The sequence below is a fragment of the Sphingobacterium sp. 2149 genome (genome assembly GCF_031455655.1).
Lineage (GTDB): Bacteria > Bacteroidota > Bacteroidia > Sphingobacteriales > Sphingobacteriaceae > Sphingobacterium.
Map to the genome: position 1 here is coordinate 91,716 of NZ_JAVDTD010000013.1, position 14,597 is coordinate 106,312.

At 39.1% G+C, this 14,597-nt stretch carries 12 protein-coding genes; 3 read left to right on the forward strand and 9 right to left on the reverse strand.

The annotated features are described in order from the left end of the window. Window positions 1-472: 472 nt before the first annotated feature. From J2X77_RS18895 to J2X77_RS18905, 3 genes are read right to left on the reverse strand one after another with little or no spacing between them, the layout of a single operon-like run. Complete coding sequence (locus J2X77_RS18895) at window positions 473-1,741, reverse strand: Glu/Leu/Phe/Val dehydrogenase dimerization domain-containing protein (RefSeq protein ID WP_310082033.1); 1,269 nt, start codon at window positions 1,739-1,741, stop codon at window positions 473-475. Continuing rightward, entirely contained in the window at window positions 1,713-2,840 is a 1,128-nt protein-coding gene (gene hppD / locus J2X77_RS18900) for a 4-hydroxyphenylpyruvate dioxygenase (protein ID WP_209575951.1), read from the reverse strand. Before hppD ends, J2X77_RS18895 begins: the two co-directional genes overlap by 29 nt. A 33-nt stretch (window positions 2,841-2,873) precedes the next feature. Then, a complete protein-coding gene (locus J2X77_RS18905) occupies window positions 2,874-4,031 on the reverse strand; it encodes a homogentisate 1,2-dioxygenase (protein WP_209575952.1) in 1,158 nt (385 codons plus the stop codon). Window positions 4,032-4,347: 316 nt separating this feature from the next. Here J2X77_RS18905 and J2X77_RS18910 point away from each other — a divergent pair, with 316 nt between their 5' ends. Further along, entirely contained in the window at window positions 4,348-5,322 is a 975-nt protein-coding gene (locus tag J2X77_RS18910; protein WP_209575954.1) for a fumarylacetoacetate hydrolase family protein, read from the forward strand. An 11-nt stretch (window positions 5,323-5,333) separates the two neighbouring features. Next, window positions 5,334-6,239 (forward strand): flavin reductase family protein, encoded by a 906-nt coding sequence (locus J2X77_RS18915; protein ID WP_209575956.1) that lies wholly within the window; start codon window positions 5,334-5,336, stop codon window positions 6,237-6,239. 106 nt (window positions 6,240-6,345) lie between these two features. Here the strand turns inward: J2X77_RS18915 and J2X77_RS18920 are convergent, their stop codons facing one another. The 5 genes from J2X77_RS18920 to J2X77_RS18940 form a co-directional block, all read right to left on the reverse strand. After that, window positions 6,346-8,097: an aromatic amino acid hydroxylase gene (locus J2X77_RS18920; protein ID WP_310082037.1), complete on the reverse strand. Its 1,752-nt coding sequence runs from the start codon at window positions 8,095-8,097 to the stop codon at window positions 6,346-6,348. A 135-nt stretch (window positions 8,098-8,232) separates the two neighbouring features. Next, a complete protein-coding gene (tyrS, locus tag J2X77_RS18925) occupies window positions 8,233-9,432 on the reverse strand; it encodes a tyrosine--tRNA ligase (protein ID WP_209575961.1) in 1,200 nt (399 codons plus the stop codon). Between the two features lie 238 nt (window positions 9,433-9,670). Continuing rightward, window positions 9,671-10,510 carry a hypothetical protein gene (locus J2X77_RS18930; protein WP_310082039.1) on the reverse strand — a complete coding sequence of 280 codons (840 nt, stop codon included), beginning with the start codon at window positions 10,508-10,510 and terminating at the stop codon, window positions 9,671-9,673. Window positions 10,511-10,736: 226 nt separating this feature from the next. Next, window positions 10,737-11,156 (reverse strand): SH3 domain-containing protein, encoded by a 420-nt coding sequence (locus tag J2X77_RS18935; RefSeq protein ID WP_209575965.1) that lies wholly within the window; start codon window positions 11,154-11,156, stop codon window positions 10,737-10,739. An 11-nt stretch (window positions 11,157-11,167) separates the two neighbouring features. After that, complete coding sequence (locus J2X77_RS18940) at window positions 11,168-11,674, reverse strand: BON domain-containing protein (protein ID WP_209575967.1); 507 nt, start codon at window positions 11,672-11,674, stop codon at window positions 11,168-11,170. 233 nt (window positions 11,675-11,907) lie between these two features. On the opposite strand from J2X77_RS18940, the gene J2X77_RS18945 reads away from it, so the two are divergent. Then, window positions 11,908-13,011: a DUF695 domain-containing protein gene (locus J2X77_RS18945; protein ID WP_209575969.1), complete on the forward strand. Its 1,104-nt coding sequence runs from the start codon at window positions 11,908-11,910 to the stop codon at window positions 13,009-13,011. Here the strand turns inward: J2X77_RS18945 and J2X77_RS18950 are convergent. Then, the gene (locus J2X77_RS18950) at window positions 12,993-14,507 is read right to left on the reverse strand and encodes a hypothetical protein (protein ID WP_310082041.1); all 1,515 of its coding nucleotides are present in this window, start codon (window positions 14,505-14,507) and stop codon (window positions 12,993-12,995) included. The two genes, J2X77_RS18945 and J2X77_RS18950, sit on opposite strands and share 19 nt — an antisense overlap. Window positions 14,508-14,597 lie beyond the last annotated feature (90 nt).

The window sequence follows — 14,597 nt, forward strand, 5'->3', positions numbered from 1 at the left end:
ACAGGTTTTTTATTTCTAGAAAGCGATCTAATAGAAAACGTGATTGTTTATTGAATTCGACACTCAATTATTAAAAAATGTTAAAATTTTAAATAACTGAAATAAAAGGGAAACATTTTTTGAAGATACTACGTTATATAAGTACTTTTCATAAATTTAGGTTAATAATTGGTTAGGAAAACTCCTGTTGCTCCCAGCTTCAGGAGTTTCTATTTATCAGGTATTAAAATAGTGAAAGACAGCACATATCATAGCGACCAGGTTTCTTAATTTACCTTTAGTATGTCACATTTTGAACGGCGATTATCATCACATAAATTAAATATTTTTTGGCACAGCCTTTGTACTGTTTTAAGCATTCATAAATTTAGGTTAATAATTGGTTAGTTAGAAACACTTGAAGTTCCCCGCTTCAAGTGTTTTTTTTTACCACAAAGCGTAAAGCTATGAGGCCTTGTATTTAACCCCCATTTTATACCAACTGTTTCAATGCGATTTCATATGCTCTTGATGAAATATGAGTCTTATTAGAAGAAACCATCCTAATTTTCTTTAGCGCTTCGAAGATAATGTTGGAGACATCAGAAAAAATTGCGTCATCACTAATTTCGATATTGCGTTGCATTAAATAAGCAAATACTCTCGCCATGCCGCAATTTGCGATAAAGTCTGGTATAACCGCCACATGCTGGTCGGCAAACTCCATAACAGGCCCATAAAATATTTCTTGATCTGCAAATGGTACATTGGCACCGGAAGCTATTACCTCAAGTCCATGATCTATCAGATGTTGGATCTGATCTTTCGAAACTAATCGGGAAGCAGCGGCGGGCACGAAAATATCTGTTTTAAGGTTCCAAATCTCTTTTTGTATCTGATCAAAAGGGATCAAGTTTGCGGCATGAAGTTCATTACCTTTCCGTTCTAGAAACAAGCGAGTGATAGCTGCCTCATCAAAACCTTCGGGATTTATCAGGCCACCGGCCCGATCAATTATACCTACTATTCTAACACCGCATTTAGACAAATAAAATGCGGCGGCGGCAGCTACATTGCCCCAGCCCTGGATTATGGCACGCTTGCCGAAGCAATTATCACCAAAAAGTTGATAATAATGACGAATTGACTCTGACACACCATAACCAGTGATCATATCTGCCACTTTGTACTTACGCCTCAGATCTGGACTGTAGGAACTATCCTCCAATACTTTGGAAACGCCATATCGCAATTGTCCAATTTGATGAATACGATTGCTTTCATTTACTTTAAAGTGACCATTCAGAATTCCTTCTTGGGGATGCCACAGTCCATATTCTTCAGTCAGAGGAATGACATCGTGAATTTCGTCTATATTCAAATCACCACCCGTACCATAATAGTTTTTCAATAACGGCGTAACTACCTTAAACCAACGCTTCAAAACCTCATTTTTCCGTGGATCATGTGGATCGAAATCAACCCCCGATTTTGCCCCTCCAATTGCGGGTCCCGATACAGTGAACTTGACCTCCATTGTTTTTGCCAACGATTCCACCTCGTGCCTATCCAACCCAGCCCGCATCCGTGTTCCACCACCGGCAGCACCTCCTCGCAAAGAATTAATCACAATCCATCCTCTTGCATCCGTTTCACTATCCTTCCATTCGAAAACAACTTCTGGGCTTTTATGCTCAAAGGCCCGTAACAATTCTTTCATCTCTTCCATGCTGCTATAAATTTCCTCGACGTTCCTGTTCACGTTCTATTGCCTCAAAAAGGGCCTTAAAATTTCCTGCTCCAAAGCTCTGCGCTCCTTTGCGTTGGATGATCTCATAAAATAAAGTTGGTCTATCCTCTACAGGTTTTGTAAAGATCTGCAGCAGATACCCTTCTTCGTCACGATCAACCAGAATTCCGAGTTCTTGAATGATCTTTATTTCTTCATCAATTCTTCCAACCCTTTCAGGTAACATATCATAATATGCTTCGGGCGGCGCACCCAAAAACTCTACTCCTCTTGCTTTAAGAGCTTTCACCGTAGCAACAATGTCTTTCGTTGCCAGTGCCGCATGCTGCACTCCTTCTCCCTCATAAAACTCGAGGTATTCTTCGATTTGTGATTTCTTTTTTCCTTCGGCTGGCTCATTGATCGGAAACTTAACATAGCCATTTCCATTACTCATCACTTTACTCATTAGCGCGGAATACTCTGTATTGATCTGCTTGTCATCGAAAGATAGGATGTTGACGAAACCCATCACATCTTGGTACCATTTCACTGTTTCGTTCATCTTATTCCATCCGACATTACCAACACAATGGTCTACATAAAGCAAACCTGTTTCGCTTGGATTGTAATCACTTTCCCATTTTTCATATCCAGGCATAAATCTACCGGAATAATTCCTTCGTTCGACAAATAGATGCACCGTTTCGCCATAGGTATAGATACCGGCAGTCCAGACTTCCCCGTTTTCATCTTTCAGAAGCTGTGGTTCCTGATATACCTCCGCCCCTCTTCTTGTTGTTTCCTCAAATGATTTTCGGGCATCATCTACCCAGAGCGCTAATATTTTAACGCCATCACCATGTTTTTTAACATGTTCTGAGACGGGATGGTCAGATTTCAGCGCCGTAGTAAGCACCAAACGTATTTTATTCTGTCTGAGCACATAAGATACCCGATCCCGAACTCCGGTTTCAGGTCCGGCGTAAGCATCCGACTGGAAGCCAAAAGCTGTCTTGTAGTAATGCGCCGCTTGCTTGGCATTGCCAACATAAAATTCAATATAATCGGTCCCATTGATAGGTAGAAAATCTTGCGCTTGGGCAATCTTTTCCGCAAATGTATTTGCCATAATTTATATAAAGGTTACTCTTCTTTTATTAATCTAACTCATCCAAGACTTATAATAATCTGGATCTTCTATACTGAGCGCTTCTTCTGTCAACATTAATGGTCGAAAAGGATCGATCATCACAGCCAGCTCTTCAGTTTTAACCTGTCCGATGCTTTTTTCCACTGTCCCTGGATGAGGTCCATGAGGTATACCACCTGGATGCAACGTAATCTGTCCCTTTTCAACAGACTTTCTGCTCATAAAATCGCCATCGACATAGTACAGCACTTCATCCGAATCTACATTGCTGTGATTATACGGTGCGGGAATCGAATTGGGATGGTAATCATACATACGTGGACAAAAGCTGCACAGTACAAAGCTGTCTGTTTCAAAGGTCTGGTGGACAGGCGGCGGCTGATGTAATTTACCGGTTATCGGCATAAAATCATGAATCGAAAAGGCCCAAGGAAAATGATAGCCATCCCAACCAATAAAATCAAATGGATGACTTCCGTAGACATAAGGATAAATCATCCCTTGTTTCTTGATTTTCACTTCGAAATCCCCCAGCTCATCAAAGGTTTCCAAATTTTGCGGCACCCGAATATCGCGTTCAAAAAAGGGAGCATGCTCCATCAATTGACCAAATTCATTACGATACCGTTTGGGCGTACGTACAGGTGAAAACGATTCAACGATAAACAATCGATTCTCTTTTTGCTCAAACTCCATTTGATAAATCGTTCCGCGGGGAATCACTAAATAATCGCCATATTTAAATGGGATATTTCCATATCCAGTCTTTAATCTTCCGCTTCCTTGATGAATAAAGACAATCTCATCTGCCTGGCTATTTTTATAGAAATAATCATCCATAGACTGACGTGGAGCAGCCAAAGATATGTGCAAATCCTCATTAACCAGCACGGGCGTTCGGCTTTCGAGATAATCATCTTTAGCCTGCACCTGAAATCCTTTTAAGCTGGTGTGCTTAAGATGTTTGTCCCGGGCGATATTGGGCGATACATCGTAGGGGTCTCTAATTTGCTTGACTAATGTAGGTGGATGGCAGTGATACACCAAAGAATAAAGACTTGAAAAACCATGGGTGGATACGAGTTCCTCAGCATAAAGCGTATTATCGGGCTTTCTAAAAACAGTATGTCGCTGCATTGGAATTTGCCCTTGTTTAACATAAAATGGCATAATTCTACGATTTAAACGGTTATAAAATTAAATGAATATCCCAATTGCCAATAGGACCATTGGCAAGTATTAAAAGAGAAGGTTAGTATTGTGCAAAAACGATATCAGCTATAATTGCTCTGTTAAAAGCAATATAGGGCACGGAAAACGCAAAGCGATGTGCGCTACAATGAATCATTTTTTATAGTTTATAATGCTTTAATAAAGGTAAGAATATTTTTCTATTTTCAAGAGAAGAATATTTTTTTCAAATCTTATACAATATATTTGTGTCAAATGCCAATAACATTGAATAACCAAATAGAACACACGATATATGAGAATTGCCACCAGCACTGAAAATGGTCAACAAGAATTGGGCATGGTTATAGCCGACCGATTTTATCCTTGTTCAGCAATCGATCAAACTCTTCCTAAAAATATGTCAGATTTTCTAAAAGGCGGTGAAAAGACCATGAGTGCGCTCCAGGAATTTGAGCATGCTTTGGTGCAGGGAGCGATCGAAAGACCTTATCATCTGTTACAAGACACACAGCTTATTGCTCCGGTACCTCATCCAAGTTCTTTTCGTGATGCGTACGCATTTCGTCAGCATGTGGAAACATCGAGAAGAAACCGTGGACTTGAAATGATCCCCGAATTTGACAAATTTCCTGTTTTCTATTTTTCAAATCATCAGGCAATACAAGGCCCTGGGCCTATACCCTGTATGCCATTACATTTAAATCAACTTGATTTCGAACTTGAGATCGCTATCGTCATCAATAAGTCGGGAATTAACATTTCTGCCGCTAAAGCAGATGAGTACATTGCAGGATTCATGATCATGAATGACTTTAGCGCAAGAAAACTGCAGATGGAAGAGATGAAATTAAGCTTGGGGCCTGCTAAAGGTAAAGATTTTGCAACAGCAATTGGACCTTGGTTAGTTACAAAAGATGAGTTGGAGCCCTATAAAGTTCAAGCAGCTGCGGGGCATATTGGCGACTGTTATGATCTCGATATGACTTGTAAAGTAAACGGCAGACAAGTTTCAGCGGGTAATTTTGCAAGCATGCACTGGACTTTTGCTGAAATTATTGAGCGGGCTTCTTATGGTGTGGAGATCGTCCCTGGTGATATGATCGGTTCGGGCACTGTTGGAACAGGCTGCTTTCTTGAACTTAATGGCACGGCACGCTTAAAAGACCCTAACCATAAAGATCAATGGCTCAACCTTGGCGATGAGATTGAATTGGAGATCACCGCACTCGGAAAACTTTCCAATTCTATTGTTCTACATCATTCATAAATCTACCGAATATGACATCACCTTTCGAAACCACAACCTTTGAGTCTGCAGCGGACAAAGCTATCATCGATAATTTAATTAAATATGCTATTGCCCCCCGTCCAATTTGCTTTGCCAGCACAATAGATCGCAATGGAAACGTAAACTTAAGTCCTTTCAGCTATTTCAACCTGATGTCCCATCAGCCGCCTATCTGTGTTTTTTCACCCCTGCGGCGGATGCGCGATGGCAGCACCAAGCATACCTTGGATAACATACAGGAAGTAAAGGAAGTCGTCATCAATATTGTCAACTACGATATGGTGCAGCAGCAATCTCTTGCCAGCACCGAATATGCGAAGGAAATAAATGAATTCGATAAGTCTGGCTTTACTGCTGTGCCTTCTATTCAGGTTGCGCCACCACGAGTAGCCGAATCTCCAGTCCAGCTCGAATGTCGGGTTAAAGAGATTGTCGCTTTAAGCGATGAACCTGGCGCTGGTAATCTTGTTATTGCCGAGATCCTGTATATGCATGTCCATAAACACTTATTGGGCAAGGATAATACCATTGAGCAAAAAGATTTGGACTTGGTCGCTAGACTCGGTGGTGACTGGTACTGCCGCGTCACCGATGAAAATCTATTTATTGTACCAAAGCCCCTCCGTAGCCTTGGAATTGGTATTGATCAACTTCCGGAAAAAATTAGATTCTCTAATGTACTGACCGGAAACCACCTCGGCTTGTTGGCCAATGTCGAAGCCCTACCCACATTAAAAAATATACAACCAGCGGATAAGTACCTAAACTACCTGAAACTGAACTTTGAAGACAGTCCATCAAAATTCAGCGAAAAAGTTCATGAATACGTTGGGAAGCTATTGGATGAAGGACAAATAGACAAAGCCTGGCAAATAGCATTGCAAGTATCATTCTAATGAATGATAAGGAAGGGAGCTAACCAAAGACTAGACAGCTCCCTTTTGAGATTTAAACAACTTTTTCAACGTTTAGCTTCAGCATACTGTTTTATACACTAATTCTTTACTGATTATTTAAAGCCTCCTCCTTTGCAACACGCAGTCCATCATCGATCAGTTTTTTTAAATACGCATATCGATCAATAAATTCCAAGAGCTGCTCTTCAGCCAGCTTAGTTAACTCTTCTGCACCATTAGCCTGAGCAATTTCAAATAACTCGACCAAACCTAACCAATGATCCGCATTTTCCGATCCAAAGAGATTGAAGATAGCAAGCCACGCTTCTTGATCAAACCCTTTTTCCCGCAAGCTCCGTATCGCCGCATGTAGGTTCACTAGCTTTACATCTTCGGGTTCATTAGACTTTGAAGACGAAGCGTGATCGAGATGTCCTTCCAGAGCTTCATAGGCATCTTTATCTGCGGCGCCGGCAAAAACAGATACAATCTCCGATCCGACGGCCATATCATACGGCCCCCATTCGGGTCTAAAATAAACATCTTCACCACGATATACTCGACAGGAGGTAAATGAAATCAAAACAATCTTGTCAAATTGACGGACAATGCGTTGAACAGTTCCTGCGACCGTAATTCCAGAAGCAAAGTTTAAAAGACACTGCTGGCCTTCAACTATACCATATTGGATCAATGTTGCGTCATCAAAATCTTCCAGATCATGATCTGCATCTCTCAAATTTCCTACTGGAGAACCAAATCCTTCGCTATGATAATTTATACCGTGTCCTTCGAGCTCCTTACCCGCGAATGCCAAAGCTGTAGGCCCCTGTGTCTGGATGTATGAAAGATTTTTATCTACGTTGGCTGAGGTAAAAATTCCCGACACTTGCAGACCAGAACTATACGCTAAAGTACAAACAGAACGACAGTCTATTGCTTTTTCAACACTCTGTTTGCCTCCAACTCGAAAAGCCATGGTATCGGCAAATTTATCCAACACCATCCTTAGATGCTCAAAATCCGGAGTAACAAACAACTGTGGCTGTGGCTTGGTAATATCGTACGGATACTCAATCGCATATAAATCGTATGGCAATTTGGGTACATCATCTTGCATACAGCTTGCACTCTCCCCAATGGAAGACAATAAACCTGCTCCATAAATCTTAGGGTTAAGAGCATCTCCTATCAGCCCATATTCCACAGTCCACCAATGCAGCCTACTCAACAGTGCCATCTCCGATGGCTCGCCCATATTTTGCTGAATAGTCTGTAAATTTTTCTCTGCTGCAGCCAACTCAACTGTGGTCGTGGTTGTTTGCTCTTTTAAAATAGACAATTGGCGGATAGCTTCATAGAGCTCGAAATCCTTTCCTGAGGAAAGTGCTTTTGTGCCTATCTCTCCAAAATACTGGAGGTATGCTGCATAATCAGCCTCCCCTATTATTGGTGCGTGACCAGAGGACTCGTGAATAATATCCGGGGCTGGAGTATATTCAATATGTTCCAATTGGCGTATGTCAGCAGCAATAACTAATACACGATGTGCCTGAAATTCCATAAAGGCTGCTGGCGGGATAAAACCGTCTACTGTCACTGCTCCCCAGCCAATCAATTTTAGACTATCGTTCATTTCCTGTAGATTGGGAATAGTTTCAATGGATAACCCCGCTTTTTTCAATCCGGGGATATAGGGGTAATACGCTACATCTTTCAAAAATGAATAATTCTGACGCATAACATAACGCCACAGTGCCTGATCTAAGGCGGTATAGCGTTCGTATCTCTGCGCAACAACATAGCGTTTCAGATGTTGGGGCAACTGCTCCAAAACTGTATTATTGTAAGTTTCCATCTATAATTGGTATGAAAAAATAAAGTATGTGACTTCAATATGAAGGTAAAAAATATATACGGCTTTGTAAAGCATTACCATGTTAATTATCTGATTTTCACAAAATATTACAATAGTATACTTTCCAAAACCATACTAAACAACTTTAAAATAACTTCTTTTGCCTAATTTTATTTTAAGCCCCGCATTTACATAGATCGTCAGATCCGGATTCAACTGTTTTATGGAATCGATCCGCACAGCTCCGCCTATAATCAATCGTCTCATCGCTGACTTTGTCGATCCTTTCAGGAAATAACACAGATCAACCAGTTTGGCCTTTTCACCAAACTGTTCGCGCAACGTGTGACACGACACCTCTAAAAAAGCTTTTTCTTCCAATTTCTTACGCTGAAATTGATTGATAAAATAATCATTCGCAGCCAACGCAAATGCATCGCCATGGTACTGGACGACAAGATTATGTGCTATAAGTTTCTTAATTTCCATTGGATTGTCCCCCATTTCAAGACGGGTCTTCATTCCAAGTTTGGTTTCCTGATCGAAATCTGTTGTCAAGTCGATGTATTCTGGAATTAAATGATCTGGAATTGACATGGTTTTACCAAACATTTCATTCGGCTCATCCAAAAGACCGATCGTGTTGTTTAATGATTTGCTCATTTTTTCTTTTCCGTCCAGCCCGCGCAACAGGGGCATACACAGCACTATTTGTGGATCTTGTCCAAAAGATTCCTGTAGCTGCCGTCCCATTGCGCAATTGAACATTTGATCTGTTCCGCCCATTTCAATATCGCTTTTGATATGCACGGAGTCAAAGCCCTGCAATATTGGATAAAGCAATTCATGCATGGCTATTGACCGATTCTCGTTAAAACGCTTACTAAAATCATGACGCTGCAGGAGCTGAGCAACCGTGACTTTCGACACCAGTTGAATAACTTCTGTAAAATTTAGCTGATCCAACCAGTCACCATTAAAAACAATTTTTGCTTTTGAAACATCAATAATCTTAGACAGTTGCGCAATATAAGTAGCCGCATTATGGGCAATCTCATCCTGATACAACGGTTTACGAGCTTTATTTTTCCCTGTAGGATCTCCAATCCGGGCCGTAAAACTGCCCACCAAAATTACGATTTCGTGCCCCAGCTGCTGAAACTGTCTTAGCTTCTTCAATACCACAGCGTGCCCCAAATGAAGGTCCGGCGCTGTGGGATCAAAACCAAGTTTTATAATTAATGGACGATTCTTTTCTTGAGCGTCCTTCAACTTCGATGCAAGTCCTGTCTTCGGTAAAATAATTTCAATGTTTTCTTCTAACTCTTTTAACATAATGTTATATAAAATAAAAAAAGCCCGAACGTTATGTTCGGGCTTAGCTATAAATGATAATTTAATTTCTTAATTTAATAGGCATAGGGGTCCCGAACGACTATCGGGCGATAATAATTAAAGAAAAACGGAAAACGTAATATGTTGTTCATTTTCTTCATTGCTTCACAAAGGTAGCGCTATATTTTTAAAATGCAAAAATATTGCGATCTCTGCTTGATTAGGCTTGTGTTTTCCATTAGCCCCCGGTATTTTTATCCATCAATTTTCCCGACGCATTATAAACATACTTCTCGATATTCCCTTTATCCTTCTTCTCCACTACCCTTTGCACGAGCAATGAATTCTTAAAATACTCATGGTAAAGGCGGTTATCCAGTTTATATTTCCGCTCGACAAGATTATTATTCTGATATACATCAATATACTCAACTTTAGCTTTCCGATAGGTATGCTTTAGTAATTGCCCATGAGCATCAAATAACTTTGATTCCTGTATTTGCCCACTACAATTCAATTTGGCACTGTAAATTAATGTATTGTCTAATCTGTAGTTAGCTCTAGTATGGTCAAAATCATTCTCAACCGTATAATAATTATCAAAAAATACCTTTGTTATTTTTTTTCCATTATTTGCAGCTCCGTAAAATACCGTTTTTTCCTGACTGATTTTCCCATTCTTAAAATTACGCTGCACACTTGAAGTATCCGTTATTGTATATTGAAAGTCTGGCAAGGTGGCAGCTTTCACATTCATTTGCTGCAATACACCATGTCGTACAACAACAACACCTTGTTTGCCATCTTTTTCAATCTTAAAATCCCGCTCGACTATACCGTCCTGATTAATCGAGATAAATGCGTTTGAAAGCCCCATAAACTGATTTTTCTGCAAAATATACTTACCCGGCTTCAACTTCGCTTTTCTTCCTTTTTCAAGTATCCGGATTGTATCTTTTGGATATTCTGATAAATGGAGCTGGTAGCTATCTTTATCTAATCGAACATATTCTTGTGCAACTCCAAACTTTAAAGCTAAACACAGGTATAACACTGTAATAAGACGTAATTTCGACATAATGTAATAGAATTGTTGCATTAAAAGTAACACAATTATTACACCAAAAATTAAAATAGGAGTGCTTTTCGACATATTTCTCCAGTAGACATGTAGCTACCGTACGCGCTAACTCATCTAATACCAGCTTACGTTATCAATAAAAAAGGAGAATTATCGTTAGGTAATTCTCCTTTTTTCAAGGTCTAAGAGAGTTTGCCCCCTATGGGCCTACAACTTCCAACCACTAAACAGACTCTAAATACTGTGCATAACAATATCCCTCTTCGTTATCTTTCGTTCTGACTAGCCACCATTGGTCATTCGCTTTACTAATCAAAGTGATAATTTCTCCTTTGGCGGCTTTGCCTACAATAGGCTGATCTGTACCAGGACCTTTTCTAACATTCAAGTTGCTATTTTCTGTAATGACTTTAACCTGACTTCCCGGCACTTCTGTAGCCACATCCACATTGAGGACCACATCTCCCGTTTGGAAATTTGGATCTATATTGCCGTAGATTTCCCACAGCTTATTTTTAATAGCTGCAGTAGGTGCAGTACCCCGAATCTGCAATACACCATCCATTTCGGCATAATTCAGATCATTTACACCTGAAGATTGAGCCGTATCTAAAAGAACTTTATATTTTTCTTGCAATGACATAGTTTATTATTTTATTTTTTGACAACAATACCGCTTAAATCCACTTTTTTAGGATTCAAATTATCCAGTCCCTGTTTTAAGGTTATTATCTTTGGTTGTTCCAATGTACCTGTAACAGAGATCACACCATCTTTTACACTAGCCTGCACGGAAGGAAAATCTTTCATAAACGTATTCACCGCCGCACCAAGTACCGCATCATTATTGGATACCTCAATTGGCGCCGGTGTTGATGAGACTGGAGCGCTAACGATAATATCATTTTGAATAGATTTAATGTCCTTATCACCTGCTGTTTTAGCTATAGACTCCACCTGTTGCTTTTCATCTTCTGAACCAACTGTACCACTTAGGATAACTTTTCCTTTTTCAACTTCAACGTCTATCGTTTTACGACCAGTAAGGGCATTTTCGATCTTTTCTTCTAATTTATCGTCAGATAAACCCGATTTACAAGCAGAAAAGGAAAGTGCGAACGTAGTTGCCAATAGACAAAATGTTAATTTGCTAAATTTCATAAGACCAATTTTAATTTATAATTCCAACAATACCCTAACAAATTCCCATAACAATTGTTTGTTCAATTATTTTAAACTTGAATTCACTTGCCGGACCGTAATTATATAATTAAATTTAGGAACAGCGGTATTCTTGATTCTTCATTTAAATCATTTTTCTGCGCTGGGCTATGAAATAATAAATGAAAAAACAAATACGTAAAGTTGATAATTCAATCGAATAGCTATTAAATATGAGATTTTTGAATAATATTTTTGGTAAAAAAGAAAGTGAAAACGACGCCGTACAAGATTTTTGGGAGTGGTTTAAAAAAAACGAACAGACATTTTTTCAAATCGTAAAGAGTGGAGAACAAATTGATCAGCATTTTTTCAGCAAGCTTTTACCAAAGATCGATTCGCTTCGCAAGGAACTGTATTTCTTAACTGGGATGTACGATAGTGATACAGTAGAACTTGTCATCACTCCTGATGGAGTCATCAAAAATATTGCTTTCGTAGAACTTCTGATCGCTTCTGCTCCATCACTGCCTCACTGGAAATTTACGGCATTAAAACCTGCTATCGCGGATATGGAAAAATTCAAAATTAAAATGTACGGATTTTCCTTTGACATTAATGAAATGTATTTTTATCCTGTTCAGCATAAATACTTCCCTGATGAAGTCGATATCGTTATTGTCCATCCCGATTATACGGAAGAGAACAAGGCTAGTATCACCCATGGAATAGAGATATTTCTCGACAATTACATGGGTGAATTGAATTCCATCATAGCCATAGATAACTTGAATGTGACTTCAAAAGATCTCGCAACCGAAGAGTTGATTCCACTGCTCAAGCTAAAAGACTATTTGATCTGGAGAGAAAAGGAATTTGTGGAAAAATACACTGATCTAAGACATCATTCCACAGATGATATCTATACAGCTTTTGAAGGTATATTAGAAAACGACCTACCTATATTAGCTATTATCAATACAACGCTATTAGACTGGGATGGAAAAGCATCTCACCCTTGGATCGTTACGCTAAAAATTAGCTATGATGGAACGACAACTCAAGGAATGCCAAATCGCGAAACTTATGATTTAATGGATAATTTTGAAGAGGAACTAATGAACAGCCTTCCAGATGATATTGGCGTTCTTAATATTGGCCGAGAAACGGCTGATAATCTAAGGGAAATTTATCTGGCCTGTACAGAATTCCGAAAAATCACCATGACCATTGATCAGTTAATCGAACAGTACGAGGAAAAACTCCAAATCGATTATGGCATCTATAAAGATAAATATTGGAAATCCTTCGAGCGATTTTATACACAAATAGAGTAAGATTCTTTGATCAAATCCAACAAAACCTGATAAGGGCTTCCAGAAGTAACAAGAGCCTTTAACCAAGCAGCAAAACCCATAACGAATAAATCCTTATTTTCTTTTTGATTCACCATAGCATCAACAGCTGCACGATACGATTTTGTGTGAATAATGGTAGGGTTTAAAAGATATTTTTCAATCAATTTAGCAAAATCAATCACTCTGTTTTCACTGACAGTCATCAAGTATTTTTTATACCGGCGAACAAAGCTTTTTAGTTTCGAAGTTGCCAAATCGATATGATCAAATTGAATGTGGATCAGTATTTCGAGCAGACTCTTCCGAATAGTCCATAACATCCCCATTTTCTTCTCGTACCAGGCATCCGTCCGAGTCAATTTTTGAAGTTCAATTAAAGCAGTTTTATCGCGGAATTGGGTTAAAAACATGACCAAACATAATTGTAGATCCGCCAGATCAACCTCACTCGATTTTGCTACTGCTGCTTGGTTGATCCCTTTCTTTAACAGCGCAAGACCTTGTGCGCCATCGCCAAGGTAATGAAAGTTCAATGCCTTCAACAATTGGCACCGGAGCTGAAGCTGCGTTCGAAAAGCAGGGCTTCCCTGCGACAAAACTACATCCATCCGTTCCAAATACCTCAAACTTTCTTTAAAAAAACCATTCCGCAAATTGAAATTTGCCAGATAATACAAAATATGCAGATAGTAAAATAACTGAAGGAATGCCTGCTCCGGATGCTTAAACAGAAAATTATCTGCCGTTTTTAAGAAAGAACGAACCAGCGCATAGTTTTGATGTATTGCGGCATACTCATTTGCGATATACAAGAGTTGATAAAGTGATTTAAATGACAAGAGATCATCCAAGGAAATACGGTATTTACTCAACGTATCTGAAATCAACTTATTGAGATCAACTATTTTTGCCCTCAAATGAATATTCTGCAATTCAGCGCGCAACAAAGCATAAGCAATCTGAAATTTCGCTTCTTGCTGCAATTTTTGTTGATTTTCGACAAGCCTTCCGACAAGCAGTTCCACATGAACAGTTGCGTCTAAATGAGCATATTGTAGCCTAGTTTGTAAGATTTCGTTCAACAAACTAAACTGTTCAAGATGAAGCGCTTTGTCTTCTGCTCGCTGAAGACATTTAAACCCAATCTTAGTAAACTGGCCTTCCAATAGGAAACGGCCAACAACAAACAATTTCAGTGCTTCATGCGCCTCGCTATTGTCTCGCTCAAAAACCTTGTTGGAAAGAAAAAACAACAGACTCTCATGAAGCCTTTTTCTCAAGGCATGGTAAGCATTCCGATTTTTAGTAGGATCATACAATTTTTTTAATTTATTTATATCGTCAGTTTCTATAATTTCTAGCAATCTGACATTTTTTACATCATTTCGCTTGTTTTTACGTTTCAGAAAAGCTTTAAAACTCTTCTTATCATCATTATCAAGCAATAATAGTAAGTCTGATATTGGATCTATCATCGTTTAAAAATTCGCATTAAACAAATATATGAAACAAAATTATATCGTCAGTATTCTTATAAAGATAAGTTTAAAACTAATTGAATACTA